This window comes from Shewanella mangrovi (genome assembly GCF_000753795.1).
In the GTDB taxonomy this organism is placed as follows: domain Bacteria; phylum Pseudomonadota; class Gammaproteobacteria; order Enterobacterales; family Shewanellaceae; genus Shewanella; species Shewanella mangrovi.
On record NZ_JPEO01000002.1, the window covers coordinates 162,661 to 177,352 of the forward strand.

The 14,692-nt window shown below is 48.9% G+C and carries 11 protein-coding genes; 9 read left to right on the top strand and 2 right to left on the bottom strand.

From position 1 onward, the window contains the following. Position 1: 1 nt before the first annotated feature. Together HR45_RS03230 and HR45_RS03235 are read right to left on the bottom strand one after the other, a co-directional pair. The gene (locus tag HR45_RS03230) at positions 2 to 1,381 is read right to left on the bottom strand and encodes an ATP-binding protein (protein WP_037439693.1); all 1,380 of its coding nucleotides are present in this window, start codon (positions 1,379 to 1,381) and stop codon (positions 2 to 4) included. A gap of 2 nt (positions 1,382 to 1,383) precedes the next feature. Further along, entirely contained in the window at positions 1,384 to 2,043 is a 660-nt protein-coding gene (locus HR45_RS03235; RefSeq protein ID WP_037439695.1) for a response regulator, read from the bottom strand. A 309-nt stretch (positions 2,044 to 2,352) separates the two neighbouring features. Here HR45_RS03235 and hyaA (HR45_RS03240) point away from each other — a divergent pair, with 309 nt between their 5' ends. The 9 genes from hyaA (HR45_RS03240) to hypF all read left to right on the top strand — a co-directional run bounded on the left by hyaA (HR45_RS03240) (position 2,353) and on the right by hypF (position 14,691). Next, complete coding sequence (hyaA, locus tag HR45_RS03240; protein WP_037439697.1) at positions 2,353 to 3,489, top strand: nickel-dependent hydrogenase small subunit; 1,137 nt, start codon at positions 2,353 to 2,355, stop codon at positions 3,487 to 3,489. 3 nt (positions 3,490 to 3,492) lie between these two features. Beyond that, positions 3,493 to 5,196, top strand: coding sequence for a nickel-dependent hydrogenase large subunit (locus HR45_RS03245; protein WP_037439699.1), 1,704 nt, complete (start codon positions 3,493 to 3,495; stop codon positions 5,194 to 5,196). A 10-nt stretch (positions 5,197 to 5,206) separates the two neighbouring features. Further along, positions 5,207 to 5,875, top strand: coding sequence for a Ni/Fe-hydrogenase, b-type cytochrome subunit (gene cybH, locus HR45_RS03250; RefSeq protein WP_037439701.1), 669 nt, complete (start codon positions 5,207 to 5,209; stop codon positions 5,873 to 5,875). 474 nt (positions 5,876 to 6,349) lie between these two features. Continuing rightward, positions 6,350 to 7,486: a nickel-dependent hydrogenase small subunit gene (gene hyaA / locus HR45_RS03255; RefSeq protein WP_037439703.1), complete on the top strand. Its 1,137-nt coding sequence runs from the start codon at positions 6,350 to 6,352 to the stop codon at positions 7,484 to 7,486. 4 nt (positions 7,487 to 7,490) lie between these two features. Further along, positions 7,491 to 9,191, top strand: coding sequence for a nickel-dependent hydrogenase large subunit (hyaB, locus tag HR45_RS03260; protein WP_037439705.1), 1,701 nt, complete (start codon positions 7,491 to 7,493; stop codon positions 9,189 to 9,191). A 14-nt stretch (positions 9,192 to 9,205) separates the two neighbouring features. Beyond that, a complete protein-coding gene (gene cybH, locus HR45_RS03265) occupies positions 9,206 to 9,877 on the top strand; it encodes a Ni/Fe-hydrogenase, b-type cytochrome subunit (RefSeq protein ID WP_037439707.1) in 672 nt (223 codons plus the stop codon). Between the two features lie 7 nt (positions 9,878 to 9,884). Next, positions 9,885 to 10,484, top strand: a complete 600-nt coding sequence (locus HR45_RS03270; RefSeq protein ID WP_052074455.1) for a HyaD/HybD family hydrogenase maturation endopeptidase — start codon at positions 9,885 to 9,887, stop codon at positions 10,482 to 10,484. Positions 10,485 to 10,650: 166 nt separating this feature from the next. Continuing rightward, on the top strand, positions 10,651 to 12,273 hold the full coding sequence (locus HR45_RS03275) for a Kae1-like domain-containing protein (RefSeq protein ID WP_063266198.1): 1,623 nt from the start codon (positions 10,651 to 10,653) through the stop codon (positions 12,271 to 12,273). A gap of 3 nt (positions 12,274 to 12,276) precedes the next feature. Further along, positions 12,277 to 14,691: a carbamoyltransferase HypF gene (gene hypF / locus HR45_RS03280; protein WP_063355086.1), complete on the top strand. Its 2,415-nt coding sequence runs from the start codon at positions 12,277 to 12,279 to the stop codon at positions 14,689 to 14,691. Position 14,692: the final 1 nt, after the last annotated feature.

Consider the following 14,692-nt stretch of genomic DNA (forward strand, 5'->3'; position numbering starts at 1 on the left):
TTCAGGCCAACGGCAAACGAATCCGCACATCCAAGCCTTTAGGCTGGCCAGGGGTAATATCCAATTGCCCCTTGTGTAACTCCACAATTTGCGCACAAATCGACAATCCCAATCCCGACCCGGAAATTTGCTCTCCGGCGGCACGGAAGAAACGCTCTTTGATTTGTTCACAGGCTGCTTCATCTAGCCCTGGGCCTGAATCCAGCACTTGTACGACTGCCATGCCATTGTCTGGCTCGGCCCAAGTTTTAATGGTAATCGGCCCTTCCTGATTGGAATACTTGCAGGCATTCTCAATGATATTTTTAAACACCAACTTGAGATAAAAACCGTCACCTTGTAGCTTTAAACCCTGTTCAAACTGCAATTGCCAGTCATAAGATTCAATTAACGGCAGCATATCGTTAAGCACTTCGTTGATTAATAGCTCTGGTGCCAGAGGCTCAGCGTTTAACGCAGCTAACGAATCCACGCGAGACAACAACAATAGCTGCTCAATGGTATGACTGATTTGCACAATCCCTTTATCGATTGCGGCGTGATGCAGTTGCCGCTCCTCTGCAGAAGTTGACTGCTCAATACCTTGATGGTGGAGTTTGATAATTGCCAGTGGCGTTTTCAATTCATGCGCAGCGTCACCACTGAATTTCCGCTCTCGTACCATAGCGTCGCCAATACGTTCAATGTAGCCATTCATCGCATCGCAGACTGGGACTAACTCACTGGGCAGTTTCATTTGAATAGGCGTCAAATCAGCCGTTGAGCGCTGTTTTAACTTTCGCGCTAACGCTTGCACAGGCTCAAACAACCAGTAAGAAAGGAAAATCATCAGTAACGCCACCAGCGGAAAGATAATCGCAGGTCCGACAATGCTGTTCCCCATGATCTGTTCTACCAGCTCATCGCGCACGTCGTTACGTTGGCCGGTGATAATCCATACGTCACTGGCTTTAGAATAGTAGGTATACACATGCCACAACCGATGATTCATCGTCAGCTCACGATACCCGACGTCAAATTCAGTCATGGGTGTGGTGAGGCTGTTGACCGAGCGCATTAACAGATCGCCCTGAGGATTCCAAATCTGAAATGCCAGCTTCTGCTCATAAGCGAGCTCTTCGGCGTTAGCATCTTCCTGAAAGGTTTCTACCTTAGCTGGTTTGATATCTAACAACAACGGATGGCCAATCAGGTTGCGACGATGTTCGGGTGGTTGAGCGCTGTAAAACAACTCCAGCATTTTGGCGCTTTGCAGCATTTGTGCATCAAACAACTCTTCAATTTGCCGTTCAGAGTCGTGCGTACTCAACCACGTTGAGATACCGATAGAGAGTGAGATCCCCAACAGCATCACACCGATCATGGTCAACCTAAGTGACATAGTTACTCCACTTCCGCGAGCGTATAACCTATGCCACGGATTGTTTTGATTAATTCAGTACAGGTTTTTTTGCGTAGGTGATGAATATGCACCTCAATCGAGTTGCTCCCCACTTCATCCCAGCCATAGGTCAGTTGCTCCAACTGCCCTCGAGTAAGCACGCGACCGCTCGACTGCGCAAGTTCGAGCAGTAACTGATATTCACGTCGCGACAGTTGTATCGCTTCACCACGAAATGAGACCTCGTGGGTATTGAGGTCCATCGACAGCGCGCCCACTTCCAATTTGTTTTCAAACATACCGTGACGGCGACGCACGATAGCTTTCACCCGAGCAACGAGTTCTCGCACATCAAAAGGTTTCGCGAGGTAATCATCGGCACCAATATCTAAGCAAGCGAGCTTAGTGTCAAAGTCAGTATTGGCCGTTAGCACAATGGTCGGAATGTCGATACCTCGGCGGCGCCATTGCTGTAACAGGGTTCGACCATTACCGTCAGGTAGACCGAGATCCAATACAATGGCACTCAGTGCTTCATTATGGACGGCGACTTCGGCTTGTTTGACCGTGGTGACGTGGTCGACTTGAATATCGAGTTTCTCAAGGCTCAGTGTCAGCCCTTGAGCCAGCAAATCATTATCTTCGATTAACAGTATGCGCATATCGTCTGCTTATAAAATTGGCTAGAACGTCGCGGTATGCATATTACCACAGATCCGCTAGCACTATGATATCTCTGCTTATTGAGTGCAGATCTGCCGACAAGTTCCCTACTGGATATTTTTTACACCGACAAGCCTTTTTATTGATCCACATCAATATTGATTTACTTACGTTACTTACATTGTCTTAAAAAGGCGCGAAATATGATCAGCGTCAAGATTCAGTTCTTAGCAGCGAACTCTCGCGAAGAAATGATAAAAGTCAGCAACGACTTTTGTGTGAAGCAAAATAAAAATTAAGGTTAATCCATGGAAACACATGCAGCGCTCTTTGAGCAAGGCAGAAAACGGCTGGAAGCACTCAGGCAGATGCCACCTCGTCAGCAAGAATCTCTAAAAGATAAACTGTTAGAACACGGCATTAGTCGTCGTGACTTTATGAAATGGAGTGCATCTGTTACTGCGCTGCTCGCCCTACCATTACCTTTCAGTAACCTAGTTGCTGAAGCTGCCGAGCTGGCAGATCGCGTACCTCTAGTCTGGCTGCATATGGCCGAATGTACGGGTTGCTCTGAATCCTTGACCCGCGCTGACACGCCTGATCTCGACACCTTGATTTTTGACCATATTTCGCTCGAATATCATGAAACGCTGATGGCCGCTGCTGGCTGGCAAGCTGAAGAAAACCTCGAACACGCCATGGAAAATTACCGTGGTAACTACCTGCTGGCAGTCGAAGGTGCGGTACCGACCAAGAATGGCGGTACCTTCCTGAAAGTCGGCGCCAAAGGTAAAACCGGGCTTGAGTTGGTCAAAGAAGCGGCCGAAGGTGCCGCGGCGATTATCTCGGTCGGTACCTGTTCATCATTTGGCGGTGTTCAAGCGGCGGCGCCTAACCCAACCGGCGCCAAAGGCGTACATGAAGTCATCGACCGCACTGTGATCAACTTAGGTGGCTGCCCACCAAGTGAGAAAAACATTGTGGGTACACTGATGTACTTCGTGATGTTTGGCCGTCTGCCAGCGCTGGATATGTTCAACCGTCCCAAATGGGCTTATGGCGCACGTGTCCACGACAACTGTGAACGTCGCGGTCACTTTGACTCAGGTGAATTCGTTGAACAATTCAGCGATGACAACGCCAAAGACGGTTACTGCTTATATAAAGTCGGTTGTAAGGGACCTTACACTTACAATAACTGCCCGACTGAACGCTTTAACGCTCATGTGAGCTGGCCAGTATTGGCAGGTCACGGTTGTATCGGGTGCTCAGAGCCTAACTTCTGGGACGATATGGCGGATTTTGAAAAACCTCTTGGACGGCAATTACTGCACGGTATTGATGCCAGTGCCGACACGGTCGGCGCAGTAATTATCGGCGCAGCCGTGGTGGGTATTGGTGCTCATGCTGTCGCTAGTTTGTTTGCGAATTCCAAAGAGGATTAATAGATGAATCAACGTGTTGTTATTGACCCTATCACCCGAATTGAGGGCCACCTGCGCATTGAAGTTGAAGTCGATGAGCAAAATGTGATTCAAAAAGCCTGGGCCTCATCGACGTTGTGGCGCGGTATAGAAGTAATTTTGAAAGGCCGTACCCCAATGGATGTTGGTCTATTGGTACAACGTATCTGTGGCGTGTGTACTTTCTCGCACTACCGCTGCGGTACTGAAGCGGTTGAAAACGCGCTTGGCTTGGAAATTCCGGTCAATGCTAAATATCTGCGTTCATTGATGATGAGTGCCCTGCACTACCATGATCATCTCGTGCACTTCTATCACCTGCATGCTCTGGATTGGGTTGATGTGGTGTCGGCCCTGAGTGCAGATCCGGCGAAAGCTGCACAAGTTGCCCTAAAATACACAGATGAACCTATTGCAGCCGGTGAAGGCGATCTGCGTGCAGTTCAAAAACGCGTACAAGGCTTCGTCGATAAAGGTCGTTTAGGCCCATTTGCGAATGCTTACTGGGGAAACAAAACCTATCGTTTTAGCCCAGAGCAAAATCTGATTGCGTTATCACATTATCTCAAAGGCTTGGAAATCCAGCGTGTTGCCGCCGAAATGATGGCGATCTTTGGTGGTAAGCAACCGCACCCACAATCTGTGGTCGTCGGCGGTATGACCTCAATTCGGGATCTGCTGAGCCCTGCACGTTTACAAGAATGGAAAGCCAAGCACGACATCGTGCGCGACTTTATCAAACGCGCCTACCACGCCGATATCGTCATGGCGGCCGACGCCTTTGGCGCTGAAGCCTCAGTGCTAGGTGGCGTAAACGTCCATAATTTTATCTGTACTAACGAATTCTATGGCGCTGACGGTAAACACTTGTATCACCAAGGTGTTATCCATGATGGCGACCTCAGTAAGGTGGAAGACGTCAACCCAGATTTGGTGGCGGAAGATGTCACTCACTCTTGGTACAGCGCCGATAAACCACAACACCCATATGAAGGTACCACCATTCCGGAATACACCGACTACGTTGAGCGCGATACTGTGTACGGCAAACTACCGACCCTCGACAACGAAGGTAAATACAGCTGGGTAAAATCACCGCGTTATAACGGCAAGCCAATGGAAGTCGGCCCACTGGCATGTTTGCTAGTGAACTTCGCTCGTGGCAACCAAAAAGTGGTTGATGCGATTAACGCCTTTTTGCAAGAAACCGGACTACCGCTGGAAGCGCTATATACTACCTTGGGTCGTACTGCTGCGCGGATGATCGAAACTGAAATTTTGGCCGACGAATGTGACAAGATCTTCGACGCATTGGTGACTAACCTTGGCAGCGACGACACCCTGTACATCAAACCTAATATCGATCCAAACAAAGAATATATCGGCCACTCATTCATTGAAGCGCCGCGCGGCATGCTAAGTCACTGGGTTCGGATTAAAAACGGCGTAGTGGAAAACTACCAAGCTGTAGTACCCACGACGTGGAACGCCGGTCCGAAAGATGCCAACGGCAACATTGGCCCGTACGAAGCGTCACTCCTGGGTTTGAAATTGGAAGATCCGAAAAAACCACTGGAAGTGCTGCGTATTATCCACTCATTTGACCCATGCATGGCATGTTCGGTCCACATGATGGATTACAAAGGCCAGTCACTCGGCGAATTCCGTGTCGGTCCCAATGCCGCCTAAGGAGGAAATTATGGCAACGACTACGCCTGATTATGAACGGGTAAAAGTGTTCAGTGCCGCCATCAGGATATTTCACTGGTTGCGGGCACTTTCTATTGTCATTTTAGTGGCGACAGGATTTTACATCTCCTGGCCGTATCTGGTCGGCGCCGATACAACCGACGTTTTAGTACAAGGTTGGATCCGCTACGCCCATTTGATCTGTGGCTTTATTTTGTGTGCCGTTACGCTTGTGCGTGCCTATCTGTTCTTTTTCAGTAAAAGCGATATTGAACGTCGTTCATTTGAAGACGTAAAAAACTATCGCAGCTGGATTATTCAACTTAAATCCTATTTTTGGATTGGCGGACTCGACCATAAAGGCGTCTATGGCCCACTGCAGTTTGTGACCTACTTAGGCGTTAGCATAATGGCGGCCTTTATGTGCCTAACCGGCTTAGTGCTGTACGCTAACGTCTATCACCAAGGTTTGGGTGGCGCACTGTGGAGCAGCGCCGCTTGGTTAACCCAAGTATTTGGTGGCTTAGCGTGGGTAAGGATTCTGCACCACTATGTCACCTGGGTATTCATCATCTTTTTGGTCATTCACATCTATATGGCTGTGTGGATGGGAATTCGCTTTAAACACAATGCGGTCGATGCGATCGTGTCCGGGTATGACTATCATCCAAAGCATTGAGATTAAGCTGAATTTTTAAGCCAATTTTGCGTGTGATCTGCATCAACATTAACCTTGCTGCAGTCACACGCAGCGCACACTTTGATAAACAACTTCACCACAGAACGCTTACCGTAATAACCCCATAGAATCCGATTAAGGGAGTTGTTATCAACTTATTTCACAGAGTGATTTTCAAACAGCAGATACAAAACTTTAGACTTTTGTCTAATTTGTCAGCAAAAATGACGTAAAATGCGTCATATTCCAGACAATTAAACTTTCAAAAGATAATTAGACAAAATGTCCCAATTTGGCCATTTATAATTGATCTTTCTCATATTCTAAAAATCTAATCTTTTTTCAAATCCCAATTTAGAGCAAATATTGATATATCTCAAACATCTGCCTTGGTGCGACCTCTAAGATCGCTGCTATTAGCCGTGTGAGCTATAACGCAAAAAAGCCCGTTCAAAAACATAAAAAGGTCAAACCATGGACACACATTCAGCCCTTTTTGAACAAGGTCGGAAGCGACTCCAAGCGTTACGCCAACTTCCACCTCGTCAAGAAACGTCTTTGCAGGAACGCATGCTCAAGCATGGGATCACTCGCCGTGATTTCATGAAATGGAGCGCCTCGGTTACCGCGCTGTTAGCACTGCCGCTACCCTTCAGTAATTTGGTTGCCGAAGCCGCAGAACTGGCTGACCGCGTACCGCTTATCTGGTTACATTTAGCCGAATGTACCGGTTGCTCTGAATCGCTGGTACGCGCAGATACTCCGAATCTCGACACCCTGATTTTCGACCATATCTCGCTCGAATATCACGAAACACTGATGGCCGCCGCTGGCTGGCAAGCTGAAGAAAACCTTGAACATGCCTTAGAAGCCTACAAAGGCAATTACCTATTAGCGGTTGAAGGTGCTGTGCCTACGGCGAACAACGGCACCTTCCTGACCGTTGGCTGTAAAGGCCACACTGGTATGGAAATCATCAAGGAAGCTGCTGAAGGTGCGGCTGCGATTGTTTCAGTCGGAACCTGTGCCTCATTCGGTGGTGTACAGGCCGCTGCGCCAAACCCAACTGGCGCTAAAGGCGTTTATGAAGTGGTCAACAAATCAGTCGTTAACTTAGGTGGTTGCCCTCCAAGTGAGAAAAACATCGTCGGTACGCTGATGTACTTCGTGATGTTTGGCCGTCTGCCAGCACTGGATATGTTTAACCGTCCAAAATGGGCTTATGGCGCACGCGTGCACGATAACTGCGAACGTCGCGGTCGTTTTGATGCCGGTGAATTCGTTGAAAAATTCGGTGATGAAGGCGCAAAACAAGGCTACTGCCTCTACAAAGTCGGTTGTAAAGGTCCTTACACCTACAACAACTGTCCGACAGAACGCTTTAACCACCATGTTAGCTGGCCAGTATTGGCTGGTCACGGATGTATGGGTTGCTCTGAACCTAACTTCTGGGATGACATGGCAGACTTTGAAAAACCTCTTGGCCGTCAATTGTTACATGGTCTTGATGCAACCGCTGATACCATTGGTGGTGTCATTCTTGCCGCGACCGTTGTTGGTATCGGCGCTCACGCTGTTGCTAGTGTATTTGCCGGTTCCAAGGAGGACTAATTAAATGAATCAACGTGTCGTTATTGATCCTATCACTCGTATCGAGGGCCACCTGCGTATTGAGGTGGAAGTGGATGAGAACAATGTCGTCCAGAAAGCCTGGTCTTCTTCAACCTTATGGCGTGGTCTGGAAGTTATTCTGAAAGGCCGTACACCAATGGACGTGGGTCTGTTAGTACAACGTATATGCGGTGTATGTACCTATTCGCATTATCGTGCAGGTACCGAAGCGGTTGAAAACGCGCTGGGGCTGAAAATCCCATTGAATGCGCGTTATCTGCGTTCACTGATGCTGACATCACTGTTTATGCATGACCATATCGTGCATTTCTATCACCTGCACGGTCTGGACTGGGTAGACGTCGTATCAGCACTGAGTGCCGATCCTGTCAAAGCGTCGCAATTGGCGCATGAATATGTGCACAATCCAATTGCCACCAGCGACGGTGAACTGCGTGCAGTGCAAGAACGTGTCAAAGGTTTTGTGGAAACCGGTAAGTTAGGCCCATTCGCTAACGCCTACTGGGGTAACAAAACTTATAAGTTCTCACCAGAGCAAAACCTGATTGCGCTGTCGCACTATCTGAAAGCATTGGAAGTGCAACGTGTCGCAGCAGAGATGCTGGCGATCTTCGGTGGTAAACAACCTCACCCTCAATCTCTGGTCGTTGGTGGTGTAACCTCTGTGCGCGATATGCTGAGCCCTGCTCGTCTGCAAGAGTGGAAACAAAAACACGCCATCGTACAAGACTTTATCGAACGTGCTTACCGCGCAGATATCGTCATGGCAGCATCGGCATTTGGTGGTGAATCATCAGTGTTGGGCGGCGTAAACGTTAAGAACTTCCTCTGTACTAATGACTTTGCTACCGCTGATGGTGAGTACATCTTCCAACAAGGTGTGATCATGAATGGCGATCTGGGCAATGTCACTGACATCGACCCAACCAAGATTGCAGAAGACGTGACGCACGCTTGGTACAGTGCTGATAAAGCTCAGCATCCATACGATGGCACGACTGTGCCTAACTACACGGGTTTGGTTGAGCGTGACACTGTATACGGCAAACTGCCAACACTGGATGGCGACAACAAGTACAGCTGGGTTAAATCACCACGTTACAACGGCGAACCTGTTGAAGTGGGTCCGTTAGCCTGTTTGCTGGTTAACTATGCCAAAGGCAATAAAGTAGTTGTTGACGCAGTAACTGGCTTATTGAATGCCACCGGTCTGCCGGTAGAAGCACTGTTTACGACCTTAGGCCGTACTGCTGCCCGTATGCTGCAAACCAGTATCGTTGCTGCTGAAGGCTTGAAAACCTTTGATGCGCTGCTGAAAAACATTCTGGCTGACGAATCGACTTACGTTGAACCACAAATCGACCCAAGCAAAGAGTATGTTGGTCACGCAATGATTGAAGCGCCACGCGGCATGCTGAGCCACTGGATCCGCATTAAAGGCGGCTTGGTAGAAAATTATCAAGCGGTAGTACCGACCACATGGAACGCCGGTCCTAAAGACGCCAACGGTAACATCGGTCCATACGAAGCCTCATTAGTCGGTTTGAAATTGGAAGATCCAACTAAGCCGTTAGAAGTGATCCGTATCATTCACTCTTTCGACCCATGTATGGCATGTGCAGTGCACGTGATGGATTACAAAGGTCAATCGCTGGGCGAGTTCCGTATTGACCCAAGCGCCTGATAAGGAGGTGTAACATGGCAACAGCAGAAGTTTCCTATAAACAGGAAAAAATCTTCAGTGCCGCGATACGTATTTTCCACTGGCTCAGGGCGTTGGCAATTACTGCACTGGTAGCAACTGGCTTTTATATCTCTTGGCCGTTTGTTGTTGGAGCAGAATCTACTGACATTTTGGTTCAGGGCTGGATCCGTTTCGCCCACCTGATTTTCGGATTTATTTTGTGTGCGATCACCCTTGCGCGCGCTTATCTGTACTTTTTCAGCAAGAGCGACATTGAACGTCGCTCGATGAAAGATGTCATGAGCGTCAACAGCTGGATCACGCAACTTAAATCCTATTTATGGATGGGTAAGCTCAACAAAGCTGGTGTATATGGCCCACTGCAATATGTGACCTATCTCATGGTTTCAGTGATGGCGTTCCTGATCTGTATTTCAGGTCTGATACTTTACGCCAACGTTTATCACGAAGCCTTTGGTGGTGCACTTTGGAGCATCGCGAGCTGGTGTACCGCACAATTAGGTGGTTTAGCGTGGGTGCGTATCTGGCACCACTACATTACCTGGGTGTTCGTGATCTTTGTGGTGATCCACGTATACATGGCAGTCTGGACTGGCATCCGCTTCAAACATAACTCTGTTGATGCGATTGTCTCGGGTTACGACTACCATCCAGACAAGCACTAGGAGCCCAATGAATACATTGCTGTTGGGAATTGGCAATGTGCTGTACGCCGATGAAGGTATCGGCGTACATTTTGTCAATTATATTCACGAAAACTACCAAATCACTCACCCGGAACATGAACTGGTGATGCTTGACGGTGGTACGCTGGCGCAAGGGTTAACCCCTATCATCGCGCAGTACCAAGCCCTTATTGTGGTGGACACCGTTAATGCTGCTGGTTGTGAACCGGGTGAAGTCTATTTTTTCGATTTTGATAACGCGCCACCTGAAATTGACTGGCAAGGCAGCGCACACGAAGTAGAAATGCTGCAAACGCTAACCATGATGGAAATGATGGGCGACCGTCCACATACCATGGTGCTCGGCGTTACTCCTACTGTAATTGAGCCGATGACTCTGGGACTGACTGAACGTATTTCAGCGGCTGTGCCGGTCATGGAAAAAGCGCTCATCAACTACCTTACTAAGCTGGGCTGGCAATGCACTAAAGTCGCGAATACCGACATTGCTGAGCTGATCCCGCAATCCTATATTCCGCGCCTGTCGATGGGCGATCGGGACAGTGGTCACAAGCCACAGGTGAAGGAACCGCAGGATACTGAATAATATGAAATTAATAAGATTTGAGTTTGACTGTTCCAGTCAAGTGCCTTGGTATAACCACTTATGCAATCAATACCTTAATTACTCTTCACTAACATTAACTGTTGGGCTTGTGGCAATTAAGGCACAAGCAGAATCGTTGCAGAGTCTACCTATAACGTGGCGCTACATGATTGAAGCAGAGGGCGAACAGGCACCGCTTGAAGCGCTCGCGAACGAACTCGCGCAAGACTTTCTGCTAAGCACTTATCTACTCGAATCTCGCATTGTGCCAGCCGCCGAACGTTTAGGCAGTAACAAACCGCTTAAGGAAACTGACGCACAACTGCCCTTTTGCCAACATTGTCAGCCGCAATTTGGCGATAATCAGCACGCCAATTTTGCTCAGTTAGTGCTACCGTGTTCGCATTGCCATGGCGAACGTGTTATCGAGGACAATGCTGACCTAGCCGCGCTACAAGTGGCAGATTTAGTCAATTTGGCAACGCAACTTCTGTCTGGCGAAACGATCACGCTGACTGATGTAATTGGCAGCATTCAACTAGGACGCCAACCTTTCAATGACGGCGATAGTGCAGTATTGGTGTGTAATCCCAATACATTAAGCGAGCATTTCGTACTGGAAAATCGCCAAGTATTGTCGCTGTCCTCCATCGAAAAGCCATTGCTGCTACTTAAGCCACAACCAACCAGTGGTATCAGCCAATCGCTGATACCGGTGGGGTTTGCCGCTAGCCGCTTGCAACAAGTGTTATGTGAACTGTTGCGGGTTAAAGGAGTAGATTGGCTCTATATCAAGGGCGCAAAACGCTCTGTGTTTGCCAATGTGTTGGGTGTTGACCTGCCAGTACAGAGTCAAGCTTGTCAGTTAACACAGGCAGGTACTGGATTTACGCTCGCCGAGCCACTGCATGAAAGTGTCCGATTTGGCAATTATGTCGCGGTAGCGAGTGGCAATCGTAAACAACCGCAGATCATCAGTAGCTTAAGCACGGAGCAAAACGTCTGGGATAGCACCGACACACGCAAAGCGGCGGAATGCGCGGCTTTAGCGCTTGGCGCAGAATTTGGCCAATCAAGTCACTACGCGCTGATTTACTTTAGCGAACAATATGATAGCCAAATCCTCGTGCGCGATGATAAAGGTTCGCTGACCTCATTTTTAACCCTGCCTAAGCTGCCAGCGAATGGTTCCGCAATTCATGCGGCAATGCAAATTAGCGAACACGCTGGTGTATGGCAAAAATTTGTCGGACAGCAGCCAGCTATTTTAGAACGCTTACTTGCACTAGATCTCAACGACTACAGTGCCGCCACCTTAAATAGCCTGTGGGCGGTTGCTGCAGTGTTGATTGGCCTGAATGGCGAATCAGCCAAAAGCTTAGCCACTAGCTTTGTGTCCAGCGCGATGGCCAATTGCAGCGCTAACTCGCCGCGCATCGATTTTCCACTGGTTAAGCGGGAAGACGGTAGCAGCACTATTGACTGGACGAAAGCCATTGGCACCTTAGTCAGTTTCCGTCTTGCAGGCGACAATGATGAAGCCAAACTCGCATTCGCCATGCATGATTCGTTAGCCGACTTTATCGCAAATTGGATTGAGCGGTTGGATCTTAACTCAGGCATTGAACGCGTTTACTTGGCAGGCAGTGATATCGCTAATCCCGTGATTGTTAAGCGGTTAGGTTTACGCTTAGGCAAAAACTTCCCGATGGCTTCTAGCCAACAGCAAGATCTCGATGGCGCATTGTTGGCGACAGGCGCACTTTATTTGCGTCAACGCCGAGGCTAACTGATGACTATCGCCACACCTTGCCCCTTGCCGCAGTTGCTAGCGCGTCGCTATCGCATGCACGGCATTGTCCAAGGTGTGGGATTTCGTCCTTGGATTTATCAGCTTGCGCTGCGCTGTCAACTCACTGGCTATGTGTTGAATAACTGTGAAGGTGTCACCGTTGTCGTGCAAGGTTCAGCGCATGCGATCAATCAATTTGATAGCTTACTTTATGTCGACAGACCACCACTGGCGCGACTTGATGACATACTGAAGCAAGCCATCGACGTAGACAGCCAGTTATTGCAATTTAGCATCAAAAAAAGTGACAGCAGCGATAGTGCCTTAACTGTAGTGAGCAGTGATAAAAGTAGCTGTCCTGAGTGTTTGGCGGAGATGCGCGATCCAAACAACCGTCACTACCATTATCCTTTTGTTAACTGTACCCACTGCGGCCCGCGTTACACCATCATAAATCGCCTGCCATACGATCGTAAAAACACCTCAATGGCCTCGTTTGAGATGTGCCGTGACTGCCGTAGTGCGTATGAAAACCCGCTCGACCGCCGCTATCACGCCCAACCTGTGAGCTGCCCTAATTGCGGGCCTCAATTGCGCTATTTGGATGCTCACGGCGTTAGCTTGGCCGACCGCGATGCAGCATTAACTCGTGCAATCGCCGCACTAAAACGCGGTGAGATTCTCGCGATTAAAGGATTGGGTGGTTTTCATCTGGTCTGTGATGCCACATCTGATGAGGCCGTTCAAACGTTACGCCGTCGTAAGCAGCGTCCCGCCAAACCGTTAGCAGTGATGGTGGCTGATCTTACGATGGCCAAACAATATGCCAAAGGCTCTGAAAAAGAGTGGCAGCTGCTCGCCAGCCAAGAACGGCCGATTGTCCTGCTTGCCAAAAATGAACCAGCAGGCGCAACCTTAAAACTCAGTGATGCCGTCGCACCAGAGATTGATCGTCTTGGGCTATTTCTGCCTTACACGCCGTTGCACACATTGCTACTTGATGCGCTGCAATTGCCCATAGTGGCCACCAGTGCCAACCTTTCTGGCGAACCGATTATTACCGACAGCCAAGACATTATCGCCCAGTTGGCAACTGGGCCTTTTGCAGTGGTCGATGGCGTACTCGACCATAACCGCCCTATTCTTAACGGCTGCGATGATTCGGTCGTGCAAATTGTCGGTGACGATATTCAGGTAATGCGATTGGCGCGCGGCTACGCACCGCTGATGTTACCGAGCAAATCAGCGCCTGCTGCCACTGAACACGCCGTGTTAGCGGTTGGCCCACAGCAAAAAAATACCCTCGCGCTGAATATTGGCAACAACCTATGTTTAAGCCCACACATAGGCGATCTGTTTTCGCTGGGTGCTGAAGGTTACTTTCAACGTACCCTAGGCAGTTTTCAGCGCATGTATCAGTTTCAAGCGCGGCATATTGTGCGCGATTTACACCCGCAATATGCTTCCAGTATCTGGGCTGAGAATCAAACTGCGCCCAAAATTGCCGTACAACATCATTATGGCCATGTGTTAGCCACGTTGGCCGCCAATGATTACCAAGGCCAAGTGTTAGGTTTTAGTTTTGATGGCACCGGGCTTGGCGATAATGGTGAGCTGTGGGGCGGCGAGCTGTTGTTAGCTGACAATCACCACTATCAGCGCCTCATTACCCTCAAACCCTTTGCGCTCATCGGCAATGAATTAGCCATCAAACAACCTTGGCGGATTGTATTTGCTCTATTGGCTGAGCAGTTTGAGCAGCAGACGCTCAGCCAATTGCCCTGCTTTGCTGGCCTGTCCTTAAGCCAACTCAATAACCTTAGACGCGTGATGGACAGTGGTAAAATGCCGCAGACCCATTCCATTGGTCGTTTATTCGATGCTCTTGCGGTGTTATTGGGATTAATGCACGAGACGCAATTTGAAGGTCAAGCAGGAATTTTGCTTGAAACTGCGGCAAGGCGCGCATTAGCAAATCATGTTATGCCATATCCTTTGACACTTAAGTGCGAAGCTCACGCCGGAGCTCAGCTGGGTTGCTGGAACGCTCACGCGCTATTTGCCGAGGTAATGCATGCCATGTTAGCCGGGGCAGATACAGACGCATTAGCGCTTGGTTTTATTCAAGCGCTTGCTCAGGCCGTAGTCGACGCAACTCAGGCGGCACAACAATTTATACAACAACCGCTGCCAGTAGTAATGACAGGCGGCGTATTTCAGAATCGGTGTTTAACCGAATTCTGCCAACAAGCATTTGATGTTCTGGGCATCTCTTGGTTACCGCAGGGACTGGTTCCGGTCAATGATGGCGGTATCGCACTAGGACAACTTTGGTACGGTTTGCACCATCTTCAGCAAACCGACATGGAATTACCGAAGCCGACAGCAACGGCTTCACAGGAAATATCGGAGTAGA

Excerpts from the sequence above, each read along its gene's own strand:
- hypF (WP_063355086.1), top strand. The coding sequence starts at position 12,277 with ATGACTATCGCCACACCTTGCCCCTTGCCGCAGTTGCTAGCGCGTCGC.
- cybH (WP_037439701.1), top strand. The coding sequence starts at position 5,207 with ATGGCAACGACTACGCCTGATTATGAACGGGTAAAAGTGTTCAGTGCC.
- hyaA (WP_037439697.1), top strand. The coding sequence starts at position 2,353 with ATGGAAACACATGCAGCGCTCTTTGAGCAAGGCAGAAAACGGCTGGAA.
- hyaB (WP_037439705.1), top strand. The coding sequence starts at position 7,491 with ATGAATCAACGTGTCGTTATTGATCCTATCACTCGTATCGAGGGCCAC.
- HR45_RS03275 (WP_063266198.1), top strand. The coding sequence starts at position 10,651 with ATGATTGAAGCAGAGGGCGAACAGGCACCGCTTGAAGCGCTCGCGAAC.
- HR45_RS03270 (WP_052074455.1), top strand. The coding sequence starts at position 9,885 with ATGAATACATTGCTGTTGGGAATTGGCAATGTGCTGTACGCCGATGAA.
- HR45_RS03230 (WP_037439693.1), bottom strand. The coding sequence starts at position 1,381 with ATGTCACTTAGGTTGACCATGATCGGTGTGATGCTGTTGGGGATCTCA.
- HR45_RS03235 (WP_037439695.1), bottom strand. The coding sequence starts at position 2,043 with ATGCGCATACTGTTAATCGAAGATAATGATTTGCTGGCTCAAGGGCTG.
- cybH (WP_037439707.1), top strand. The coding sequence starts at position 9,206 with ATGGCAACAGCAGAAGTTTCCTATAAACAGGAAAAAATCTTCAGTGCC.
- hyaA (WP_037439703.1), top strand. The coding sequence starts at position 6,350 with ATGGACACACATTCAGCCCTTTTTGAACAAGGTCGGAAGCGACTCCAA.
- HR45_RS03245 (WP_037439699.1), top strand. The coding sequence starts at position 3,493 with ATGAATCAACGTGTTGTTATTGACCCTATCACCCGAATTGAGGGCCAC.